Source organism: Arthrobacter psychrolactophilus (genome assembly GCF_003219795.1).
In the GTDB taxonomy this organism is placed as follows: Bacteria; Actinomycetota; Actinomycetes; order Actinomycetales; family Micrococcaceae; genus Specibacter; species Specibacter psychrolactophilus.
The window spans coordinates 82,001-103,891 of record NZ_QJVC01000007.1 but is presented as its reverse complement, the minus strand read 5'-3'; the positions used below and the strand labels follow the sequence as shown (position 1 = coordinate 103,891).

Here is a 21,891-nt window from a genome sequence, read left to right as displayed (position 1 = left end):
GGTGATTTTTAGAGCACTCCCAGGTAGCGGTTAATTTCATACGGGGTGACCTGCAGACGGTATTCCTGCCATTCGGCCCGCTTGTTGCGCAGGAAGTTTTCAAAGACCTGCTCGCCTAGGATCTCCGGCATAAGCTCAGATTCTTCCATCTGACGAATAGCATCGTGCAGGCTGGACGGCAACGGGTCATGACCCAGAATGCGTCGTTCGGCGCTGCTCAAGGCGCTAATGTCTTCTACAGCGGCGTCCGGAAGTTCGTAGCCTTCCTCGATGCCCTTCAGGCCAGCGCCCAGGAGTACCGCGTACGCCAAATACGGGTTCGCGGCCGAGTCGATGCCACGGTATTCCAGACGCGCGGCCTGGCCCTTGCCGGGCTTGTACAGCGGAACACGCATGAGAGCCGAACGGTTGTTGTGTCCCCAGGACAGGTAACTGGGAGCTTCTCCCCCACCCCAAAGGCGCTTGTACGAGTTCACGAACTGGTTCGTGACCGCAGTGAACTCCGGGGCGTGCTTCAAGATGCCGGCCATGAACTGGCGTGCGGTCCTGGAGAGCTGGTACTCAGCACCGGGCTCGTGGAAGGCATTGCTGTCGCCCTCGAACAAGGAGAAGTGTGTGTGCATGCCGGATCCCGGGTGCTCGGAGAACGGCTTCGGCATGAAGGTGGCGTAGGTGCCCTGCTGGATGGCTACCTCACGGATGACGGTGCGGAAGGTCATGATATTGTCGGCGGTCTGCAGCGCATCGGCGTAGCGCAGATCGATCTCGTTCTGGCCCGGGCCGCCTTCGTGGTGGCTGAACTCGACGGAAATTCCCACATCTTCGAGCATCGTGACGGCTGTTCGCCTAAAGTCCTGGGCGACACCGCCGGGGACGTGGTCGAAGTAGCCGGCCTGGTCAACGGGAACAGGAATGCCGTCCGGGCCGGGCTTGTCCGACTTCAACAGGTAAAACTCAATCTCGGGGTGGGTGTAGCAGGTGAAACCCATGTCGGCAGCCTTGGCCAGGGTGCGCTTGAGAACGTTACGCGGGTCAGCTGCGGAGGGTTCGCCGTCGGGCGTTAAAACGTCGCAGAACATGCGGGAGGTTTGTTCTGACTTGCCATTACCGCGCCACGGCAGGATCTGGAAGGTCGAGGGATCCGGCTGGGCGAGCATATCGGATTCAAAGATGCGGGCGAGCCCCTCGATCGCGGAGCCGTCAAAGCCGAGGCCTTCTTCAAAGGCGCCCTCCACCTCTGCGGGGGCCAGTGCCACCGATTTCAGACTGCCCACCACATCGGTGAACCACAGACGCACAAACCGTACGTCGCGCTCTTCAATGGTGCGAAGTACAAATTCCTGCTGACGGTTCATGTATGTGCCTCTTCCTGATGACGCCCCACCCCGACACCGATTGCGGGCAGGCAAGTGGATAGCTTTGCGGGTTGTTGTGTTCCCTGCAGTGATTACTCTACTAAGTCCTGCGCCATGGATTGCCCAATTCGACATACGACTCGTAATAAGGTGGAGGCATGGCACCCACAAGTACCCCCGATTCCACTGCAACGACCTCGAGCGCGACTGCTTCCGCTGAGCTCGTGGCCCCCTACGGCACTGGCGCTGGCGCCACTGCTCAGAGCACTGCACCGAAAAGCACCCACGCAATTCCGGGCACCGCACCCAAGGTCCGGACGCATCATTTGCGCGCGGCCAAGGAGGCTGGCGAAAAATTTGCCATGCTGACCGCGTACGACCAGTACACGGCACAGATTTTCGATGAGGCCGGCATTGAGGTGTTGCTCATTGGCGACTCCGCCTCCAACAATGTCCTCGGCAACGAAACGTCGCTGCCGATCACCTTGGATGAAATGATCATCTTTTCCCGCGCCGTCACGGCCGGGGCCAAGCGAGCCTTGATCGTGGCCGATCTGCCATTCGGCAGCTATGAGCAGTCCCCTGAGCAGGCCATCGCCTCCTCCGTCCGCCTCATGAAGGAGGGCCTGGTTCACGCGGTGAAGATGGAAGGCGGCGCCTACTACGCCCCCACCGTCAAGGCCTTGACGCAGGCCGGCATCCCCGTCATGGCCCATATCGGCTTCACGCCGCAAAGCGAACACACGCTCGGCGGATATCGCGTGCAGGGCCGTGGCGAGCTGGCCCAAACCCTGATCGACGACGCCGTGGCCTTGGAAGAGGCCGGCGTGTTTTGTGTCTTGATGGAAATGGTTCCGGCCACAACGGCGGCCGCTATCGATGCGGCGATCTCCGTCCCCACCGTGGGTATCGGGGCCGGCAAGGAGACCACGGGTCAGGTGTTGGTCTGGCAGGACATGGCCGGCTTACGCACGGGCAAGATGGCCAAGTTCGTCAAGCAGTACGCCCAGATGCGTACCGTCCTCGCCGACGCCGCCACGGAATTTGCCGACGAGGTACGCTCGGGCACCTTCCCGGGACCGGAGCACACCTTCTAACTCAGGCGTCCTCGTCGTCGTCCTCTTGGGCGTCGGCGAGCTCATTGCGTTCCCGGACCTTTGCCAACGCTTGTTCGGCTTCGGCTCGGCTCTCGTAGGGCCCAATCAGGGACTTCCACCCTGATTGGGCATCCTTTTCCACTTCGTGCGTCTGAACGTTGTACCAGTACTGCGCCATCATGCCCTCCGGAGCTGCTCAACAATGTGCCTGTCAAGGCCCATCATAGGCTCGCCTCGAGCAGGTCCCGGCAGCCAACGCCTAAAACTTATAGGATAAAGGCATGTCTTCAACAGCAACCACGGCTCCTATCGGCAAACTCGTTCCCGGAATTATCAGCCCGGAACTGCCCGTCCCCCTCTCCATCCCGCGTCCTGAGTACGTGGGCAAGGCAGGCCCGGCACCCTTTAAGGGTTCCGAGGTCAAGGACGCAGAAACGTTGGAGAAGATCCGCATCTCCTCCAAAATTGCCGCACAGGCCATCGTGGAAGTCGGCAAGCACATTGTCCCGGGCGTCACCACGGATGCCTTGGATCGCATCGGGCACGAATTCTTGCTCGACCATGATGCGTACCCCTCGACGCTGGGCTACCGCGGTTTCAAAAAGTCCTTGTGTTCCTCGATCAACGAGGTCATCTGCCACGGTATCCCCGACACGACGGTCGTCGAAGATGGCGACATCATCAACATTGACATCACCGCCTTCAAGAATGGCGTCCACGGCGACACGAACTGGACCTTCACAGTGGGTAACGTTGACGAAGAGTCCCGCCTGCTTGTCGAGCGCACGCAGGAGTCGCTGCGACGTGCCATTCGCGCCGTGGCTCCGGGTCGTGAAATCAACGTGATTGGCCGGACCATCGAGTCCTACGCGAAGCGATTTGGCTACGGCGTGGTGCGTGACTTCACGGGCCACGGTGTTGGCGAAGCGTTCCACACGGGACTGATCATTCCGCATTACGACGCCGCTCCGGCCTACAACACGGTCATGGAAGAAGGCATGGTGTTCACAATTGAACCCATGCTCACCCTGGGCGGTATCGAATGGGATATGTGGGAAGACGACTGGACCGTTGTCACCCGAGATCGCAAGCGCACAGCACAGTTCGAACACACTATGGTTGTGACCGCCACAGGTGCAGAAGTTCTCACACTTCCATAGACTCGCGACCCTTTGCGGTACCGGCGGTCTGTGAGCTGAAGTACACTACCAAAGGCGCCCATTGTGGGGTGTCGCTTTATACCCTTGCCATTTTTCTACTCTTCAGGAGTCTGCATGTCTAAGAAGCACTCATCCGCCAGCACTGTCATTGGTATCGATATTGGCGGCACGGGCATCAAGGGTGGGATCGTTGACTTGGACAGCGGAGAGGTTCTGGGTGATCGCTACCGCATCCCCACACCGACCCCCTCCACGCCGCAGGCAGTGGCCAAGGTTGTCAAGGAAATCGTTGACGAGCTCATGACCCGTGAACACGCACCTCACGAGGACGCACCCGTCGGCATTACCTTCCCGGCCATCATCTCCCACGGTGTGGCCCGCTCGGCCGCTAACGTGGACAAGTCCTGGATCGATGCCGACGTCGATAGCATCTTCACAAAGGAACTGGGCCGCGACGTTCAGGTCATGAACGACGCCGATGCAGCAGGCCTGGCTGAGGCCCGCTACGGCGCCGGCAAGGACGTCGACGGAACCGTTCTGGTCATCACCTTGGGCACGGGCATCGGCTCGGCCTTCATCTACGATGGCAAGCTCATCCCCAACGTTGAGCTCGGTCACCTGGAACTCGATGGCTTCAACGCCGAGTCCAAGGCCTCCGCCAGCGCCCGCGAACGCGACGACATCTCTTGGGATGAATACTCACAGCGCCTGCAGCGCTACTTCTCCCACGTGGAGTTCTTGTTCTCCCCCGAGCTGTTCATCATCGGTGGCGGCATCTCCAAGCGCAGCGAGGACTACCTGCCGCAGCTGAAGTTGCGCACCAAGATCATCACGGCCGAGCTGAAGAACAATGCCGGCATTGTCGGCGGCGCCTTGCAGGCAGCCGTCCACTTCAAGCTGACCAAGTAGTCACCGTGGCGGCATCTGGGCACGGCGTAGCCATCATTACGGGGGCTAGCCGAGGGATAGGTGCCGCCATTGCTGTCAGGGCCGCCGCGGCAGGCTATGCCGTGGTGGTCAACTTCAGCACCGATGCCGCCGGCGCCACGTCCGTCGTGGACCAGATCGTGCGCGACGGCGGGACCGCCTTCACCGTTCAAGCCGATGTCAGTGACGCCCAGGCCGCGACAACACTCTTTGACGCGGCAGAAGCCTTGGGCCCCGTGACGGCCGTGGTGAACAATGCCGCCATCACAGGTAACTACCTCGGTGAGCTGATCGATGTCCCGGCGAAAATCGTCAAACAGGTACTGGACGTCAACGTCTCCGGGACCATCTTCATGTGTCAGGAGGCTGCGCGCCGTATGTCGCGCCTCGCAGGCGGCAGGGGCGGCTCAGTCGTCAACATCTCCTCCACGGCCGTCAAGGCCGGCTCCCCCGGCGCCTGGGTGCACTACGCGGCCTCTAAGGGCGCCGTGGATGTCCTCACCGTGGGTTTTGCCACGGAAGCTGCTCCGCTGGGGATCAGGGTCAATGCGGTGTCGCCGGGTATGACGAATACCGGGTTGCATGCCGCCGCCGGAATGCCGGATCGGGTAGAGAGCCTCAAGCATCTCATCCCGCTGGGTCGTGGCGGCGAGCCGGAGGATGTCGCCTCGGCCGTGCTGTGGCTTCTGAGCGAGGAAGCTTCCTACGTCACGGGGGCCATTCTGCCGGTGGCAGGCGGACGCTAAGTCACAACTTTTAAAGCAAGAAGAGGGCTTGGACGGTGCACAATGCACCGTCCAAGCCCTCTTCTATATATGAACTAATTATCCGAGGCGTGAACGCTGGCTTCCGCCTTGTCGCTGCGAAGCTGCGCAATCGAGCTCTCGAAGTCCTCCAGCGATTCGAAGGCCTGGTAAACACTGGCAAAGCGCAGATAGGCCACCAGGTCCAGCCGCTTGAGCGGCGCCAAGATCGCCAGTCCTACGTCGTTAGCCTCAATCTCGGCCGCACCACTGGCCCGAATCGACTCTTCAACTTCCTGCGCCAATTTCGCCAGGTCATCGTCCGTGACGGGTCGACCTTGGCAGGCCTTGCGAACACCGCTGATGACCTTGCTGCGGCTAAAGGGTTCGGCTACTCCGGATCGCTTACTCACCGAGAGGCTTGCGGTTTCCACGGTGCTGAAACGTCGTCCACACTCTGTGCACTGTCTCCGTCGACGAATGGATGATCCGTCGTCGGAGAGGCGCGAATCAACGACCCGTGAATCGGGATTACGGCAAAACGGGCAGTACATGCTGATCCCCTCGAGAGTTGGTGTTTTCCAGTCTAAGGTGAGTTTTTCTCAAACAACAATTTCGCCGATACCACTTCTACACATCCACCACAAGGGCTAGCGCTAAAATCATGCGAAACGAACAGCCACCGCATCTCCGTGAGCGGGCAATCCCTCGGCTTTGGAGAGCGTGATGACGTGTTCGGCCACCTGCTCCAGCGCATCCTTGGTGTAGTTGATGAGCTGCACGGCACGCAGGAATGTGGTGACATTCAGGCCCGAGGAGAAGGCCGCCGTGCCACTGGTGGGCAGGACGTGGTTGGATCCTGCGCAGTAGTCGCCGAGGCTGACGGGGCTGTAGTTGCCCACAAAAATGGCGCCGGCGTTTGTGATCCGAGCCGCGATGGCCGGGGCGTCCTCCGTGGCAATTTCCAGGTGCTCGGCCGCGTAGGCGTTGCATACGGCGATACCTTGCGCCAGATCATCCACGAGCACAATGCCCGACTGCGGACCGCTCAGGGCAATCTCCACACGTTCCCGGTGTGAGGTGGCCGCCACCTGCTGTGCCAGTTCACGTTCGACGGCGTCAGCAAGTTCCACCGAGGTCGTCACCAAGACGGAGGCCGCGTGGGGATCGTGCTCGGCCTGGCTGATGAGGTCGGCCGCGACAAACGACGGGTTAGCCGTGTGATCTGCCAAGACAGCAATCTCGGTGGCACCGGCCTCCGAGTCGATCCCCACGACCCCCTTGACCAGACGCTTAGCCGTTGCCACAAAGATATTGCCCGGGCCGGAGACCACGTCCACGGGGTCGATGGTGTCGCCTCCCCCGTTCGGGCCGGTACCCGCCTGGACCCCGTAGGCGAAAGCAGCGATGGCCTGGGCGCCGCCCATGGCATAGACCTCGTCAATACCGAGCAGGGCTGCCGCAGCGAGAATGGTTTGACCCGGCATTCCCCCATTTTCCTTCTGTGGCGGGGAGGCCAGTGCGATTGATGCCACGCCTGCAGCCTGAGCGGGAACGGCATTCATGATGACGGAGGATGCTAGCGGGGCAAGGCCCCCGGGCACGTACATGCCAGCGCGGGAGACGGGCACCCAGTGCGAGGACACGACGGCGCCATCGGCAATCGGGTAATCAACGTCGGCGGGCTTCTGCGCCTGCGCGAAGGCCTTGGCTCGGGTGATGGACTCTTCCAGCGCTGCCCGAACCTTCGGGTCCAAGGATTCCAGCGCCGCAGCAAGGGCCTCGGCCGGGACCCGGGGGTGTTCCTGCGTCACGCCGTCGAACTTCTGAGCGAGATCTGCCAACGCGGCATGGCCACGCTCCCGGACGTCGGCGATGATGCCGAGAACGGCGGTTTCGGCGGTCGTGACAGTTGCCTGGGCCGTGCGAGGAACGGCACTTTTCAACTCGGCAAGGCTCAGGGCGCGTCCGCGCAGGTCGATGCGGTGCAAGGGTGCAAGGCTGCTGGCGCTGGACGGGGCGGTGGACACGGAAGATTCAAGGTTGCTCACCCGTGTAAGTTTACCCGTTGAGCTTGCTTTCCTCGTGCAGCGAGTCCTTCATGACGGGCACAAATGAGTAGGAGATCAGGCTCCAAATCCAGACCACGAGGGCGCTTGTGAGCGGCCAGAACAACAGCACAGGCCCAGAACGCAGCGAGAACACCATGCTTGGATGGGGCATGTTTTCCGGCGGTGTCTGGAACAAATCTCCCGCAAAGACGCCCATGCGCCAGGCAACGACGGCTCCGAGGAATCCCGAGAGCAGCAAAATGATGACCCTCAGACGCGTGTCCTCGAGCTGGTTCTGGGAGGAAGCACGACGGCGGCGCGGCCGCGGGTGGCGCATCGAAAAGAAAGCGCGGAGCGCCCCCGCGACGATGAGCAGTCCGGCCAGGACCGCGTCACGCGGCAGCCAGCTGAAGAAGTCCGTGCCAGCACCATACAAGGCCCCGCCGGGGGCCAGCAGCCACCAGAGGATTCCCGCAACAATGCCGGTGAGCACGGAGGATGTGATCCCCCGACGCCACAGCGTTGCGCTGCCTTCACGCATCAGCCCTCCAAACACGTCGGCCCCAGCAAGACTTTCAGGTCACCAAAGAGCGCCGGAGTGGGATTGACCCGGTGATGCAGAGGCAGCTTCATGACCTTCATGGAACGAGTGCCGGAGAGATGCATCTTCACCTCGGTCGTCCCTCGGTGGTCTCCCAACACATTCTTCAACGCCAACAACACCTGCTCGTTGGCCTTGTGCTCCGGCATCGAGATCACGAGCGGGCCGGTCAGCCCCTCCGTCAGGTCCGGAACCGTCAGCTCCATCGCGTTCAAGGTGACGGCTCCGTCGTCGCGCTTTTGCAAACGTCCCTTGATGACCACAATCAAGTCCTCCGCCAAGACATTGGCGATGGGACCATAAACCTGCCCGAAGAACATGACCTCAACGGAACCGCCAAGATCTTCCACCTCGCAGCGAGCATAGGGATTGCCGCTGCTCTTAGCGATACGGCGCTGGAGGTTGGTGATCATGCCCGAAATCGTCACGATGTGCCCATCCTGGGGGCCGTCGTCGCCGAGGAGGGCGGTGATGGTGATGTCGGCGTTCTGACTTAAGACCCCCTCAAGACCACGCAGCGGATGATCCGAGACGTAGAGACCGAGCATGTCACGTTCAAACGCGAGCTTGTCTTTTTTCTCCCACTCGGGCAGATCCGGAATCTCGGTAATCAGGGCCGCTTCGGGTTCCGCGTCGCCTCCGAGCCCCGCGAACAGGTCAAACTGTCCCACGGCCTCGTTGCGCTTGATGGTAATGACCGAGTCGACCGATTCCTCATGAATCATGGCCAGGGCACGGCGCGCATGGCCCAGTGAATCAAACGCTCCGGCCTTGATGAGAGATTCAATCGTGCGCTTGTTGCAGACCACGGCCGGAACCTTCATGAGGAAATCGGCGAAGTTCTCAAAGTTTCCGCGTTCGTTGCGGGCCTCCACCAAACCGTTCACAACATTGGCACCCACGTTGCGGATGGCCCCCATGCCGAAGCGAATATCGCGACCCACCGGGGTGAAGTTCAGCGCTGACTCGTTGACGTCCGGGGCGAGCACTGTAATGCCCATGTGGCGGCACTCGTTGAGGTACAGGGCCAGCTTGTCCTTGTCATCGCCGACGCTGGTGAGTAGCGCGGCCATGTATTCCGCCGGGTAGTGGGCCTTGAGATAGGCGGTCCAGTAGCTGATGACACCGTAGGCAGCCGAGTGGGCCTTGTTGAAGGCGTAATCGGAGAAGGGCAACAGAATCGCCCAGAGCGTTGCGACGGCGGCGTCTGAATAACCGTTGTCCAACATGCCCTGATGGAAACCGGCGTACTGCTTATCCAGCTCCGACTTTTTCTTCTTACCCATGGCACGGCGCAAAATATCGGCCCTACCCAGAGAGTAGCCGGCCAGCTTCTGCGCGATCGACATAACCTGCTCTTGATACACGATCAAGCCGTAGGTACCGCCGAGAATCTCCGCGAGCGGCTCTTCCAGCTCCGGGTGAATCGGGGTGATCGGCTGCAACCCATTTTTACGCAGGGCATAGTTGGTGTGCGAGTCGGCACCCATGGGGCCCGGTCGGTACAGCGCCAACACTGCGGAAATATCTTCAAAGTTATCGGGACGCATGAGCTTGAGCAGGCTACGCATGGGCCCACCATCGAGCTGGAACACGCCCAGCGTGTCACCGCGGGCCATGAGCTCGTAGGATTCGGCGTCGTCGTATTCCAAGCCCTCAAGGTCAAGCTCGAAGCCGGTGTTGGCCTTGATGTTCTCCAACGCGTCGGTGATGATGGTGAGGTTTCGCAACCCCAAGAAGTCCATCTTGATCAGGCCTAGGCCCTCACTCGTCGGATAGTCGAACTGGGTGATGACCTGCCCGTCCTGGATACGACGCATAATCGGGATGACGTCGATGATGGGGTCCGAGCTCATGATGACACCGGCTGCGTGCACACCCCACTGCCGCTTCAAGCCTTCCAGACCCTTGCTGAGTTCAAAGACCTTGGCGGCTTCCGGATCGGTGTTGATCAGATTACGGAAATCGCCGGCTTCCCCGTACCGCTTGGCTTCGGGGTTTTCAATGTCATTGAGCAAAATGTCCTTGGCCATGACGGCCGGCGGCAGCGCCTTGGTGAGCATTTCACCCATGCTGAAGGGGTGTCCCAGCACGCGCGAGGAGTCCTTCAAGGCCTGCTTGGTCTTAATGCTGCCGTAGGTGACGATCATGGCCACACGCTCGTCGCCGTACTTTTCGGTCACATACTTAATGACCTCATGGCGGCGACGATCATCGAAGTCCACGTCAAAGTCAGGCATGGAGACGCGCTCAGGGTTGAGGAAGCGCTCAAAGATCAAGCCGTGGCGGATCGGGTCAAGGTCGGTGATGCGCATGGCGTAAGCCACCATGGAACCGGCACCGGAACCACGGCCCGGGCCAACGCGGATGCCGTGGTCCTTGGACCAGTTAATAAAGTCGGCAACCACCAGGAAGTATCCGGGGAAGCCCATCTTGATGATGACGCCGAGCTCGTAGTCGGCGCGTTCGCGGACATCGTCGGGGATCCCCTTGGGGTACCTGAACTTCAGTCCGGCGTCGACCTCCTTGACGAGCCATGAGGTTTCGTCCTCGCCGGGCGGGCAGGGGAACTTCGGCATGTAGTTGGCGTCCGTATTAAAGGACACCTCACAGCGTTCGGCAATCAGGAGCGTGTTATCGCAGGCGGAGGGCAGTTCCGAGAACAGTGAGCGCATCTCGGCCGGGGACTTGAGGTAATAGCCGCTGCCGCTGAAGGCAAAGCGCTTACCGCCTTCGTCGTAGGTGGGCTCCGTCAGGGTGGAGGCCGATTGCAGCGCCAGGAGGGCCTCGTGGGCCTTGGCATCGTGCTCGTGGGTGTAGTGCAGATCGTTCGTGGCGACCAGTGGAATGTCCAGTTCCTTGGCCAGTCGCAGGAGATCCTTCGTGACGCGTCGCTCAATGTCCAGACCGTGGTCCATGAGTTCGCAGAAGTAGTTTTCTTTGCCAAAGATGTCTTGGAACTCGGCGGCGGCAGCCTTCGCCTCGTTGTACTGGCCCAGACGCAGTCGAGTCTGCACCTCACCGGAGGGGCACCCTGTGGTCGCAATCAGGCCGGGGTGGTACTGGTTGAGCAGCTCACGGTCTAGGCGCGGGTACTTGCCCATGGGCGAGTCCAGGGAGCCGATGGAGGAGGCCCGGAACAAGTTGCGCATGCCCTGGTTGTTGTAGCTCAGGAGCGTCATGTGGGTGTAGAAACCACCACCGGAGACGTCGTCCTTGCGCTGGGATTCCTCGGTGCGCCATTTGACCCTGGTCTTGTCTGTCCGGGCCGTGCCCGGGGTGACGTAGGCTTCAACACCAATGATGGGCTTGATGCCGGCGTCGGTGGCCTTCTTCCAGAAATCAAAGGCGCCGAAAAGATAGCCATGATCCGTCGTAGCCAAGGCCGGCATTTCAAGCCGCTTTGCCTCGTCGAAGAGTTCGGTCAGACGCGCCGCACCGTCCAACATGGAGTATTCGGTGTGCGTATGAAGATGAACAAAACTGTCAGTCGATGAGCTAGCCACCGAACCATTCTAGTGCTCATTTCCTCTTCCGTTTCCCCAACGCGGCACCACTTTAGTGCGTCGTCAGGCAGACGCGGCACCACTTCACTGCTACACAACAAACCCTGCACCACAAGGTGATGCAGGGTTTGTGAAAAATGGCCGTATTGTGATGCCGCGTCCGCGAAAAACGCCCGGAATGTGATGCGGCGTTGCTAGTGCTCGCCGCGCAAGTGCTCCAAGGCGTAGCTCAGATCCTGCGGGTAGGGGCTCGTGACCGAGACCGGCTCCCCCGTGGACGGGTGCGTGAAGCCGAGTCGGTGCGCGTGCAGCCACTGACGGGTCAAACCAAGTTCGGCGGCCAGGGTCGGATCCGCACCGTAGGTCAAATCTCCTGCGCAGGGATGACGCAGCGCGGAGAAGTGCACACGAATTTGGTGGGTGCGACCCGTTTCCAGGTGCACCTCCACGAGGGAGGCCTTACCGAAGGCCTCGAGAACTTCGTAATGCGTCACGGAGGGCCGACCGCCCTCGATGACGGCAAAACGCCAGTCATAACCGGGATGCCGACCCAGGGGCGCATCGATCGTGCCCTTGAGGGGATCGGGCAGACCCTGCACGACCGAGTGGTACACCTTTTCTACCGTGCGGGAGCGGAAGGCTTCCTTGAGCACAGTGTAGGCGTGTTCGGTCTTGGCGACGACCATGGCGCCGGAGGTGCCCACGTCGAGGCGGTGCACAATGCCAACGCGCTCTTGCGCGCCCGAGGTGGAGATCCGGTAACCGGCAGCGGCGAGTCCGCCCACTACGGTGGGACCAACCCAGCCCGGTGAGGGGTGCGCGGCAACTCCAACGGGCTTATCGACCACGACAAATTCATCGTCGTCGAGCAAAATGTTGAGGCCGTCGACGGGCTCGACCACGATTTCTAGCGGGTCGCGGCGTTCCGGGATCGTGACCTGAATGCTCGCGCCGGCACGGAACTTCTCGCTTTTGCCCAGAACGGCGCCATTTTGCAGCACATTGCCTTCGGAGCACAGCAGGGCCGCGGCGGAACGCGAGATGCCCAGCAAAGCCGCCAGTCCGGCGTCGGCCCGGCTTCCTGAAATGTCCTCGGGAACGGTAAAAGTCTCAGTCATTATTGTTGTCCTCTGCCGCCTGCGCGGGGTTTTGCTCTGATGAAACGGCCTCTGCCTTGACACCGTTCATCGGGATGCCGATAAGCGTCAGGAGGCAGATCGTAATAACTCCGCCCACAACGGCCATATCGGCCATGTTAAAGATGGCGAAGTTGGGGAAAGAAATAAAGTCAACAACGTGGCCCATGGCGAACGACGGCGGACGGAACAGTCGGTCCGTCAGGTTTCCTAGCGCGCCACCTAAGACGAGTCCAAGACCAACACCCCACCAAGCCGAGCCGATCTTGCGCGACATGACGATGATGGCTGTTGCCACGACCGCCATGACGATCGTGAAGAACCAGGTGAAGTTCTCACCGATGGAGAAGGCTGCGCCGGAGTTGCGAATGAAGTACCACTGGAGGACTCCAGGAATAACGGCCGTGGTCTGACCCTCAACCATGGTGGAGGTGACCCACCACTTGGTGAGCTGGTCACATACATAGGCAAATGCGGCGCATCCCACCCACAGCCACCAAAAGCGTCGGTGACTGCGTGCCGAGATAACTGTCGGGCCCTGCAAAGAGTTCTCGCTCATGATACTTTCATTTGTTCTGGGTCAGAAAAGTAATTGCTCAATCAAAAAAAGCCGGTGGAACAAGTTTCCTTGCACCACCGGCTTTTAGTTCTTGGCTTAGGATTCCGAGGTACCCTCGGCGAAATCCGGTGCTGCGACCGAACCGCGGGCATCCAGGTCCCGTAGCTGACCTTCAATGTAGGTCTTCAGGCGTGAACGGTAGTCACGCTCGAAGCCGCGCAACTGCTCAACCTTGCGTTCGAGAACCGAACGCTGCTGCTCCAAGGCACCAAGCGTCTTACGGCTCTTCTCCTGGGCGTCGTTGACCAGCGTGCTGGCTTCGATCTGTGCTTCTGCGATGATCTTATCGCGCTGCTCCACACCTGCGTTGACGTATTCGTCATGCAGACGCTGTGCCAAGGCGATAACGCCTGTTGCGGACTCAGCCGTGGTGGCGGACTCTGCCTTGGCCGCCGGAGCAGCCGCAACAACGGGCGCCTCGACAACTGCGGGCTTGGCCTCAACAACGGGCTCGGGCACGACAACGGGCTCGGCCTTGACCGGCTCCTTGACAGCTTCGGGTTCCTTCTTCAACACCGGTGCTGCTGCAGGAACGACCGCCGGGCTGGCACCACCGTCGGCGAGCTGCTTGCGCAGGTCGTCGTTTTCTTGGTGCAAGCGGCGAAGCTCTACGACGATTTCGTCAAGAAAATCATCAACTTCGTCCTGGTCGTAGCCTTCGCGGAACTTCGTCGGCTGGAACCGCTTGTTGACAACGTCTTCTGGCGTAAGCGCCATTTAGTCACCTCATTGGTTTTAGTGAATCTGATACTGACCGAAGTCGTCCAGACTACGGTACCGAATACAAATCTAATGACCTGTATAGGGGTCTATCGCTTTTTACAATATAACTTTTCGTCGGCGAAAACTAACGACGCGGCTCTAATTCACAAAAGTTTTTGTGAGGCTCATCCCAATGCCTACGACAAAGAGCAGCAAAATGAAGCCAATATCAAGGGCAACAGTGCCAATTCGCAGGGGCGGAATGAGCGCCCGCAACTTACGCAACGGCGGGTCGGTGAGCCGGTAAACAAAGGACGCACTGATCAAGGCAGCCCCCTTGGGGCGCCAGTCACGGGCGAACACCTGAATCCAGTCAAAGACCATGCGCAACAAAAGAGTCAGGAAGTACAGGAGCAACAACAGATACAGAAGAGCAAAGACAATTGTCACGCGAGGCACACAATCCCTAGGTGGCGGAAAATCGAACACAAATGTTGTGTCCAGAATAGACCAATACCCGGCACACATAGTGTCCGGGTATTGAAAATCATCGCTGGGCGCAATGGCACGGACTCAACCGGCCCCCGCGAACTAGCTCTGGTTGAAGAAAGTTGCCTGCGTGTCGGACAGCTTCTTGTCGTCGCCCAGAACCTCGATGTAGGACGGTGAGAGCAAGAAGACCTTGTTGGTTACGCGCTCAATCGAGCCGCGAAGGCCAAAGACAAGTCCTGCCGAGAAGTCCACGAGACGCTTAGCGTCGGCTTCGCCCATGTCGGTGACGTTCATGATGACAGGAATGCCATCCCGGAAGCTTTCACCAATGATCTTTGCGTCATTGTATGACCGGGGATGGACGGTGGTGATCTGGCGCAAGCTTTCAGCCTCTTCCCGATTGGATGCTGCACGTTTGATGGGGGTCACCGGAGCTCGGTATTCTTCGTCGCCGGCCTTGGGTGCGGCGGCTTCTACGACCGGAGCGGGCGTAACGGCCGGCTCACGTTCGATAGTTTGGGCGTAATCTTCGTCTTTTTGGACTGACGGAGCCTGCTCAGCGTCATAGTGCTCGTCACCATCGGCGAGTCCAAGAAAGATCATTGTCTTGCGCATAGCGCCAGCCATGGTTGCTCCTCATTAGTCTGCAATGCACACAACACGTCACCGTTAGCTTGTGCGATACTTCAGCGTTGTTTCCAACACTCAAAACGCTACAGTACTGCAGGACGGGGGCCGAGTATATCGGAACCGACACGCAGGTGTGTCGCCCCTACAGCCATGGCGGCCTCCAGATCGTGGCTCATTCCCGCAGAAATCGCCCGCGCGCCCGGATGTTGTGCGATCAGCGCCGCCGAGGTTTCTGCGAGAAGACAAAAGGCCGGCTCGGGCGCCACACCGAGAGGTGCCACGGCCATGACGCCTGCCAAGATCAAACCTTCAGTCGCAGCGATCTGATCCGCCAAACGAGCCATGTCCGACGGCGCCACCCCTCCCCTGCCGCTGTGGCTGGCAATCTGGGCATCCGCCAATCCGGGGTAGGCCTCGCTGAGGTCGAGTTGGATAAAGCATTCTAGATCCGCCCGGCCGGTAGCCTGTTGCTGGATAGCGACGGCCTTGCCGAGCGCCGTCACGAGCGATCCACGATCGATCGAGTGCACGGACTGGGCGTAGGCGGCCACCGATTTGGCCTTATTGCTTTGCAATTGGCCGATGAAGTGCCAGCGCAGATCAGCGTCAGCTACCTCTACCGCCTTTGCTGCCGCTTCCTGGTCCCGATTTTCTCCCACATCGGCCACGCCGAGGCTGCGTAAGCGCACAACATCGGCGGCCGGATGGAACTTCGTCACGACAATGAGCGTGGGGGCAGTGCTCGTGCCCGCCGCCGCTTCGATGCGCTGGCGAACGGCTGTGAGGCGTTCGGCGAGAACTGTCGTGCGGGCATCCTGCAAGGTCATGGTGTTGACGCGCTTTCCTTCAATGGTTCGACGTGCGGGTCCGAGAGTGCTGCGACTAGGCCGATGAAACGGCCCTCGCTTTCTCCATCTCGCTGTGCACGCCGATGAGAGTAATACTGGGAATCTTCTAGGGTACAAATGCCGGAACCATGAGCCGAGGCACCATGGGAGGCCAATTGCTCAAGCACGGCGGCTGGCAGGTCAAGGGCCGGGGTCCCCCATGAGGTGGTGGAGTACGACGCCGGGGCCACGGCGGCGACCGTCGCACGCATGTCTTCGGGCACCTCATAGCAGTGGCCACACACGCTGGGCCCGAGCCACGCCTCAAGGGCGACGGCTCCGGCCTGGCGCATGTGCGTAACGACGGCGCCGATGACGTCCTTCTCGACTCCTGGACGTCCGGCATGAGCCACCCCCATGACGTATCCGCCGTCGGGCTTCTCCCCCACCAAGACCACGGGAACGCAGTCGGCCACCATGACGGCCAGACCGGTTACCCCGCCCCCCTGGACGGGAGTTGCCACGGTCACCATGGCATCCACGGCGGGTGCGGCATCGCCGGTGAGAACGGGAGCGGCTGGGTCAATATCAGCCACGTCGGCACCATGGACCTGGTTCATATATCCAAGAACAGGCACGAGCGAGCCGGGCAGCCCGGCCTGCGCAGCTAGGCGTTCGGCCACCTGCGAGCGACGCTGCGTAACGGCTTGCGCGTCATCACCAACATGAAAGGCCAGATTGCCTGCCGTGGTATCGGTAAAGCCAACCCAAATTCCGGGACGGACTTGCTCTGACCACCACATGCAAACAACCTGACCTTTGTGGCGTCAGCGGCCTAAGCCGCTGACGCAGGGACGTACTTTTGTAAGGCGTGTTCCTACTTCAAGAAGTCCGGAACATCCAGATCATCGGCACGGTGACCACTTAGATCCGGTTCAACGATGGCCGGAAGCTCAACGTCGAAGCCACCATCGGCGGGAACGTTGTTGCCGGAGTGCTGACCCCACTGGTTCAGGTTAGTGACCGTGGCGCTGGCGGGAACGGCCGAAGGAACCGGAGGAGCCACAGCCACGACGGGCTCGGCTACCTCGGCGACGGCGTCGGGAGCGTCAAAGCCGGCGGCAATCACCGTGACACGCACCTCGTCACCCAAGGCGTCGTCAATGACGGCACCGAAGATGATGTTGGCCTCGGGGTGAGCGACTTCCTGTACGAGACGTGCAGCCTCGTTGATCTCGAAGAGACCCAGGTCGGAGCCACCCTGAACAGACAACAGCACACCGTGTGCGCCGTCAATGGAAGCCTCGAGCAAGGGCGAGGCGATGGCAAGCTCGGCAGCCTTGACTGCACGGTCTTCGCCCCTCGCCGAACCAATACCCATCAGAGCCGAACCGGCTCCCTGCATCACGGACTTGACGTCCGCGAAGTCCAGGTTGATCAGGCCCGGTGTGGTGATCAGGTCGGTGATGCCCTGGACACCGGAGAGCAGCACCTGGTCAGCGGAGCGGAAGGCATCCATGACGGAGACGTTGCGGTCGCTGATGGACAACAAGCGATCGTTGGGGATCACGATCAAGGTGTCGACCTCGTCGCGCAAAGCTTCAATACCAGCGTCGGCGCTGGAGGCGCGGCGGCGGCCTTCGAAGGTGAACGGTCGCGTGACGACACCAATGGTCAGGGCGCCCAGGGTACGTGCAATGCGGGCTACGACGGGCGCGCCACCGGTTCCGGTGCCACCACCCTCGCCGGCCGTCACGAAGACCATGTCGGCGCCGCGGAGGACTTCCTCGATCTCTTCCTGGTGGTCTTCGGCTGCCTGGCGTCCCACATCGGGGTTGGCGCCGGCGCCAAGGCCACGTGTCAGCTCGCGGCCAACGTCAAGTTTAACGTCGGCGTCGCTCATCAATAGCGCTTGTGCGTCGGTGTTGATGGCGATAAATTCAACGCCGCGCAAACCCACGTCAATCATGCGGTTCACTGCATTTACGCCGCCACCGCCGATACCGACGACTTTGATGACTGCCAAGTAATTCTGGGGTGCTGCCACGTTAGGTGTCCCTTGTTCGTATGTTGCTTCGAAGATCAATATTTACTGCTGCCGCCAAAGATTCCGGCTCCTCCATCAAGCCACCGGCGTCGATCTCCGGAGTAACCTTGAAGTCTTGCTTGAAACTTTAGTAGCTTAACCCTCAACTTGAAGGTTATAGTTATGTCAACTAACTCTTACCAGTGACGCTATGGTGCATCCCGGCCGCATGCAATGACCATTGCCGCGTGTCGCCCGAATCCGCCAAAAAAGACCCTCTGCTGGGCCGCTGCAGTGCCACAGCCCACTCCATCATCCCTTATCTGGCGTACCTTAGCGCTCATCGAGTCACCGGATGACGCGGCGCACTGACATCAAATACCTTGGCCGGCGCCGGATTAGGCTTCCCTGCGGGGGCCGTGGGTGCCGGGGCCGTGAGCAAAGCCTCAAGGACTTGAGCCTTCAATTCCATGTCGCTGGCGTTGCCCCAGATGACACTACGGCCGTCAGACAAGGCCAGCTCCACAGCATCAGGCGACTTCGCCGTGGCGTTGGCCAATTGCTCGAGAATACTCTGCGGCAGGTTCGACAAGACCGCGGTCATGGCACGGAAGGTGTCTTGTCCGATGGCGGCCGTGCCGCCATCGATCAGAGGCAAGGCCACCGTGGTGGGATCCTTGGTGGCGCCCAGTTGCACGCCGTCCTGATCCACCAGGAGGTACTCGTCTCCGTTTTTTAACAGGGCCACAGGGATGCGCTCCACAATGTGCACCAGCAGAGTCGACGGCGGTCGTGCCTCGATGCGAGAACTTTTCACCTGCACGACCGTGCTGAGCAGTTCTTGCACCTCGGCCTCACTGACCTGGGGCAACGGCGTGTTCACAATGGGAGCCACGGCCAGCTGCAAAGTTGCCTCCCCCACCAATTTCTGACCATCAAAGACCACGGTCTTGACGTTCAGAACAGGCGAGAACAAGGCCATGCCCATGACGAGCGCCAGTACCGCGGCCACTCCAGCGATGGAATACCACACGGTGCGTCGGCGCCGCTTGAAGCTCGGTACCGGGAACGCCAAGACCTTGGCATCCTCGCCAGGTGCATCTTGAGCAGCTGTGGCCGTCTTGACCGTGGCGGCTTTTCCACTGTCTTTGGAGTGTGGTCTCGGCTGTGCCTTTGCCTCGGACTGCGACGTCGGCTTCGGCTTCGGCGCCAATTTTTCCTTGAGCGCGGCCCCCTTGAGGGAAGGCCGCGGGATCTTACGCGCTGCCTCCTTCTTCGATGGTGCCGTCACCAAGGGCTCAACAGAGACCTTGGAGCTAGTTTTCCGCACGGCCGTCTTCTCGGTAACGTCCGGCGCAGGATCGTGAGCGGCGGGGGCCGGCGACTGCCGCGTCTTGATGACCCGAGGCTTGCGTGGCTCAGCCATCACTGCCCTTGACCGGACCGTCACCGTTGAGCGCGGCAACAAGCACCGGGCCAAATTCCGTCACGTCTCCGGCGCCGATGGTCAGGATAATATCGCCCGCGGCGGCACCATCTGTTAGTCGGCGCACGGCGGCGGCGCCGTCGGGGGCGTATCCGTCATCTTGACGCAAGGCACGCGTAATGAGCTCACTCGTCACGCCGGGGATGGGATCCTCGCGCGCGGGGTAAATATCCAGCACGGCCACGGTGTCGGCCAGATCGAGCGCCTGGGCAAACTCGGCAGCAAATTCGCGGGTCCGTGAGAAGAGGTGTGGCTGGAACAGCACGTGCACCTTGTGCTCCCCCGCGACGATCCGGGCAGCCTTGAGGGCGGCCGTGACCTCTGTGGGGTGGTGAGCATAGTCGTCGTAAACGCTCACGCCACGTCCCTCACCCTTTGCCTCAAACCTTCTGGCGGCGCCGCTGAAGTTCGCCAAGGCGAGCAGGGAGGACTCGAGGTCAACGCCGAGCGCCACGGCAACCGCCACGGCGGCCGCGGCGTTGCTGAGGTTATGGTTTCCCGGCACCTGCAGACGCAAGGTCAACGGGGTCTCCTGGACGCCCGGCAACAATCCCTCACGGAATTCAAGGGTTGCCGTGCTGTGCAGGCCCTGTTGCGTGCTGGGAATCAAACGAATATCGGCACCCTCGGCGAATCCGTAGCTCAGGCAACGTGTTCCGGAAGCCGCCGCCTTGGCAGCCAAGGCGAGGGATCCGGCGTCGTCGGCGCACGCAACCAGCGTACCGTCGGCCGGAATCAGGGCCGCGAACTTCTCAAAGGCGGCAAAAACGGCCTCTGCCGTTCCGTAGTGATCCAGGTGATCGGCCTCAAGATTAGTCACCACGGCAATATTGGGCCGGTAGTTAAGGAAGGACGCGTCGGATTCATCGGCCTCGGCCACGAAGACCGGGGCCTCGCCGTGAGCGGCGTTGACGCCCAAGCCCTGGACCGTGCCACCAACGGCAAAGGAGGCATCTACGCCGGCACCCTTGAGCATGACCGTGATCATGGAGGTCGTGGTGGTCTTGCCATGCGTTCCGGCAACGGCCACGACGGCGTCATCGGCCATCGCGGCGGCGAGGGCCTGGGAACGGTGCAAGATGCGCAAGCCGGCGGCACGAGCGGCCATCAGCTCCGGATTGCTGTCCCGGATCGCGGTCGAGATGACGATGGTGTCCGCCCCGACAACATTTTCGGCAGCCTGACCAACGTGCACCGTGGCACCGAGGACGCCCAGCTCGGACAGTCCAACGGATGCCTTCGCGTCCGAACCACTCACGGGAACGCCCTGGCCCAGCATGATCCGGGCAATGGCTGACATGCCAGCCCCGCCCATGCCGATGAAGTGGACATGACCTAGGTCAGAGAGTGTTGGTGGAATATAGGCCACGGCGGTTGTTTCCTCAGTGCTTGATTGTTCGGTCATGGTGGTTACTTCCCGCTCGCGGCAAGAACCATGGCCGCCATGCTTTCGGCGGCGTCACGGATGCCCAGATGTTTCGCAGACTCCCCCATCGTGGCCAATCGGAGGTCATCTTTGCAGAGCGGGATGACGTTCTCCGCGATCCATGCGGCATCCAGAGACGCGTCGTCGACCAGCAGCGCGGCGCCCGCGGCGACCAGCTCGGCGGCATTGCGAGCTTGTTCGCCATTGCCAATGGGCAGGGGAACAAAGACGGCAGGCAAGCCCACGGCGGCCACCTCGGAGACCGTCCCGGCACCTGATCGGCAGAGCAGCAGATCGGCTGCCGCGTACACATCTTCCATGCCGTCAACGTACTCCCTCTGCTGGTACAGGGGCGCGGTGAGCAGTTCGCCGCTAGCCGTTTCCACGGCCTTGCCCTTACCCGTGATGTGCAGTGTCTGAATTCCTGCCGCGGCCAAGGCCTCGAGTGAGGCGGCCACGGCCTTGTTGATCCGCAATGCACCTAGGGAACCACCTGTCACGATCAGGGTTGGCCGATCGGCGTCGAGCCCCAAGCGTTCCCTCGCTGCGGCACGTTCGGCAGCGCGATCCAGGGTGGCCACGGCCTTGCGCATGGGCATGCCCACGAGATGTGCGTGACGGATCTGCGTCGCGGCAAAGGCGGTGCCCACGAAGGTCGTGTACCGGGCACCCACCTTATTGGCCAGGCCGGCCTTGGTGTTGGCCTCGTGAATAACGATGGGCACGCCCAGGGATTTCGCGGCCAGGTACATGGGGGTGCACACATAGCCGCCCACACCCACGAGCACATCGGCGTTGGCATCCCGAAGGATCGACTTGGCCGTAGCAATCGCACGGCTCATGCGCATAGGCAGTTTGAGCAGATCGAGCGAGGGCCTGCGGGGAAAAGGAATACGGTCAATGAAGGCCAACTCGAAACCCGCCGCCGGAACAAGCCGAGTTTCCAAGCCATCCTTGGTACCCACGGCCACGATGGCCGCCTCCGGCACGGTGGCCTTGATCGCGTGGGCGATGGCCAGCAAGGGGCTCACATGACCGGCCGAACCACCACCGGCCAGCACGACAGATAGCGGGGCGTTGCTTGAACGAGTCATTCTTGTCTTCGAC

The 21,891-nt window shown here is 61.0% G+C and carries 21 protein-coding genes; 4 read left to right on the top strand and 17 right to left on the bottom strand.

What is annotated here, in order from left to right:
- Nucleotides 1-8: 8 nt before the first annotated feature.
- Nucleotides 9-1,355, bottom strand: a complete 1,347-nt coding sequence (locus CVS30_RS09765; RefSeq protein ID WP_110485143.1) for a glutamine synthetase family protein — start codon at nucleotides 1,353-1,355, stop codon at nucleotides 9-11.
- 158 nt (nucleotides 1,356-1,513) lie between these two features.
- On the opposite strand from CVS30_RS09765, the gene panB reads away from it, so the two are divergent.
- Entirely contained in the window at nucleotides 1,514-2,452 is a 939-nt protein-coding gene (panB, locus tag CVS30_RS09760; protein ID WP_110485142.1) for a 3-methyl-2-oxobutanoate hydroxymethyltransferase, read from the top strand.
- A gap of 1 nt (nucleotide 2,453) precedes the next feature.
- Here panB and CVS30_RS09755 read toward each other — a convergent pair whose 3' ends face one another.
- A complete protein-coding gene (locus CVS30_RS09755; protein WP_370800743.1) occupies nucleotides 2,454-2,633 on the bottom strand; it encodes an SPOR domain-containing protein in 180 nt (59 codons plus the stop codon).
- Nucleotides 2,634-2,733: 100 nt separating this feature from the next.
- On the opposite strand from CVS30_RS09755, the gene map reads away from it, so the two are divergent.
- The 3 genes from map to CVS30_RS09740 all read left to right on the top strand — a co-directional run bounded on the left by map (nucleotide 2,734) and on the right by CVS30_RS09740 (nucleotide 5,285).
- On the top strand, nucleotides 2,734-3,612 hold the full coding sequence (gene map, locus CVS30_RS09750) for a type I methionyl aminopeptidase (protein WP_110485141.1): 879 nt from the start codon (nucleotides 2,734-2,736) through the stop codon (nucleotides 3,610-3,612).
- Nucleotides 3,613-3,726: 114 nt separating this feature from the next.
- A complete protein-coding gene (gene ppgK, locus CVS30_RS09745) occupies nucleotides 3,727-4,521 on the top strand; it encodes a polyphosphate--glucose phosphotransferase (protein ID WP_110485140.1) in 795 nt (264 codons plus the stop codon).
- A gap of 5 nt (nucleotides 4,522-4,526) precedes the next feature.
- Complete coding sequence (locus tag CVS30_RS09740; protein WP_110485139.1) at nucleotides 4,527-5,285, top strand: SDR family oxidoreductase; 759 nt, start codon at nucleotides 4,527-4,529, stop codon at nucleotides 5,283-5,285.
- A gap of 74 nt (nucleotides 5,286-5,359) precedes the next feature.
- On the opposite strand, the gene nrdR is transcribed toward CVS30_RS09740, so the two are convergent.
- The 15 genes from nrdR to murG form a co-directional block, all read right to left on the bottom strand.
- Nucleotides 5,360-5,836 carry a transcriptional regulator NrdR gene (nrdR, locus tag CVS30_RS09735; protein ID WP_110485138.1) on the bottom strand — a complete coding sequence of 159 codons (477 nt, stop codon included), beginning with the start codon at nucleotides 5,834-5,836 and terminating at the stop codon, nucleotides 5,360-5,362.
- Between the two features lie 108 nt (nucleotides 5,837-5,944).
- Nucleotides 5,945-7,333: a histidinol dehydrogenase gene (gene hisD / locus CVS30_RS09730; protein ID WP_370800738.1), complete on the bottom strand. Its 1,389-nt coding sequence runs from the start codon at nucleotides 7,331-7,333 to the stop codon at nucleotides 5,945-5,947.
- A 10-nt stretch (nucleotides 7,334-7,343) separates the two neighbouring features.
- Complete coding sequence (locus CVS30_RS09725; protein WP_110485137.1) at nucleotides 7,344-7,874, bottom strand: hypothetical protein; 531 nt, start codon at nucleotides 7,872-7,874, stop codon at nucleotides 7,344-7,346.
- On the bottom strand, nucleotides 7,874-11,440 hold the full coding sequence (gene dnaE, locus CVS30_RS09720; RefSeq protein WP_110485136.1) for a DNA polymerase III subunit alpha: 3,567 nt from the start codon (nucleotides 11,438-11,440) through the stop codon (nucleotides 7,874-7,876). Before dnaE ends, CVS30_RS09725 begins: the two co-directional genes overlap by 1 nt.
- A gap of 194 nt (nucleotides 11,441-11,634) precedes the next feature.
- On the bottom strand, nucleotides 11,635-12,558 hold the full coding sequence (locus CVS30_RS09715) for an RluA family pseudouridine synthase (protein WP_110485135.1): 924 nt from the start codon (nucleotides 12,556-12,558) through the stop codon (nucleotides 11,635-11,637).
- Entirely contained in the window at nucleotides 12,551-13,135 is a 585-nt protein-coding gene (lspA, locus tag CVS30_RS09710) for a signal peptidase II (RefSeq protein WP_110485134.1), read from the bottom strand. The genes CVS30_RS09715 and lspA overlap by 8 nt, the downstream gene beginning before the upstream one ends.
- 96 nt (nucleotides 13,136-13,231) lie before the next feature.
- A complete protein-coding gene (locus CVS30_RS09705) occupies nucleotides 13,232-13,912 on the bottom strand; it encodes a DivIVA domain-containing protein (protein ID WP_110485133.1) in 681 nt (226 codons plus the stop codon).
- Nucleotides 13,913-14,056: 144 nt separating this feature from the next.
- A complete protein-coding gene (locus CVS30_RS09700; RefSeq protein ID WP_110485132.1) occupies nucleotides 14,057-14,347 on the bottom strand; it encodes a YggT family protein in 291 nt (96 codons plus the stop codon).
- Nucleotides 14,348-14,488: 141 nt separating this feature from the next.
- Nucleotides 14,489-15,016, bottom strand: a complete 528-nt coding sequence (locus CVS30_RS09695) for a cell division protein SepF (protein ID WP_110485131.1) — start codon at nucleotides 15,014-15,016, stop codon at nucleotides 14,489-14,491.
- A gap of 86 nt (nucleotides 15,017-15,102) precedes the next feature.
- Nucleotides 15,103-15,846: a YggS family pyridoxal phosphate enzyme gene (locus CVS30_RS09690; RefSeq protein WP_110485130.1), complete on the bottom strand. Its 744-nt coding sequence runs from the start codon at nucleotides 15,844-15,846 to the stop codon at nucleotides 15,103-15,105.
- The gene (locus CVS30_RS09685; RefSeq protein ID WP_110485129.1) at nucleotides 15,843-16,649 is read right to left on the bottom strand and encodes a purine nucleoside phosphorylase YfiH/LACC1 family protein; all 807 of its coding nucleotides are present in this window, start codon (nucleotides 16,647-16,649) and stop codon (nucleotides 15,843-15,845) included. Before CVS30_RS09685 ends, CVS30_RS09690 begins: the two co-directional genes overlap by 4 nt.
- A 74-nt stretch (nucleotides 16,650-16,723) precedes the next feature.
- Nucleotides 16,724-17,893: a cell division protein FtsZ gene (gene ftsZ / locus CVS30_RS09680; protein ID WP_110485128.1), complete on the bottom strand. Its 1,170-nt coding sequence runs from the start codon at nucleotides 17,891-17,893 to the stop codon at nucleotides 16,724-16,726.
- A gap of 319 nt (nucleotides 17,894-18,212) precedes the next feature.
- Nucleotides 18,213-19,298 carry a cell division protein FtsQ/DivIB gene (locus CVS30_RS09675; RefSeq protein WP_110485127.1) on the bottom strand — a complete coding sequence of 362 codons (1,086 nt, stop codon included), beginning with the start codon at nucleotides 19,296-19,298 and terminating at the stop codon, nucleotides 18,213-18,215.
- On the bottom strand, nucleotides 19,291-20,763 hold the full coding sequence (murC, locus tag CVS30_RS09670) for a UDP-N-acetylmuramate--L-alanine ligase (RefSeq protein WP_110485126.1): 1,473 nt from the start codon (nucleotides 20,761-20,763) through the stop codon (nucleotides 19,291-19,293). Before murC ends, CVS30_RS09675 begins: the two co-directional genes overlap by 8 nt.
- A gap of 5 nt (nucleotides 20,764-20,768) precedes the next feature.
- Nucleotides 20,769-21,878: an undecaprenyldiphospho-muramoylpentapeptide beta-N-acetylglucosaminyltransferase gene (gene murG, locus CVS30_RS09665; protein ID WP_110485125.1), complete on the bottom strand. Its 1,110-nt coding sequence runs from the start codon at nucleotides 21,876-21,878 to the stop codon at nucleotides 20,769-20,771.
- Nucleotides 21,879-21,891 lie beyond the last annotated feature (13 nt).

Coding starts and splice junctions, on each gene's coding strand:
- murG (WP_110485125.1), bottom strand. CDS start 21,878: ATGACTCGTTCAAGCAACGCCCCGCTATCTGTCGTGCTGGCCGGTGGT.
- CVS30_RS09725 (WP_110485137.1), bottom strand. CDS start 7,874: ATGCGTGAAGGCAGCGCAACGCTGTGGCGTCGGGGGATCACATCCTCC.
- panB (WP_110485142.1), top strand. CDS start 1,514: ATGGCACCCACAAGTACCCCCGATTCCACTGCAACGACCTCGAGCGCG.
- ppgK (WP_110485140.1), top strand. CDS start 3,727: ATGTCTAAGAAGCACTCATCCGCCAGCACTGTCATTGGTATCGATATT.
- CVS30_RS09685 (WP_110485129.1), bottom strand. CDS start 16,649: ATGTGGTGGTCAGAGCAAGTCCGTCCCGGAATTTGGGTTGGCTTTACC.
- CVS30_RS09765 (WP_110485143.1), bottom strand. CDS start 1,355: ATGAACCGTCAGCAGGAATTTGTACTTCGCACCATTGAAGAGCGCGAC.
- CVS30_RS09675 (WP_110485127.1), bottom strand. CDS start 19,298: ATGGCTGAGCCACGCAAGCCTCGGGTCATCAAGACGCGGCAGTCGCCG.
- CVS30_RS09715 (WP_110485135.1), bottom strand. CDS start 12,558: ATGACTGAGACTTTTACCGTTCCCGAGGACATTTCAGGAAGCCGGGCC.
- CVS30_RS09705 (WP_110485133.1), bottom strand. CDS start 13,912: ATGGCGCTTACGCCAGAAGACGTTGTCAACAAGCGGTTCCAGCCGACG.
- CVS30_RS09755 (WP_370800743.1), bottom strand. CDS start 2,633: ATGATGGCGCAGTACTGGTACAACGTTCAGACGCACGAAGTGGAAAAG.
- lspA (WP_110485134.1), bottom strand. CDS start 13,135: ATGAGCGAGAACTCTTTGCAGGGCCCGACAGTTATCTCGGCACGCAGT.
- map (WP_110485141.1), top strand. CDS start 2,734: ATGTCTTCAACAGCAACCACGGCTCCTATCGGCAAACTCGTTCCCGGA.
- nrdR (WP_110485138.1), bottom strand. CDS start 5,836: ATGTACTGCCCGTTTTGCCGTAATCCCGATTCACGGGTCGTTGATTCG.
- CVS30_RS09695 (WP_110485131.1), bottom strand. CDS start 15,016: ATGGCTGGCGCTATGCGCAAGACAATGATCTTTCTTGGACTCGCCGAT.
- murC (WP_110485126.1), bottom strand. CDS start 20,763: ATGACCGAACAATCAAGCACTGAGGAAACAACCGCCGTGGCCTATATT.
- CVS30_RS09690 (WP_110485130.1), bottom strand. CDS start 15,846: ATGACCTTGCAGGATGCCCGCACGACAGTTCTCGCCGAACGCCTCACA.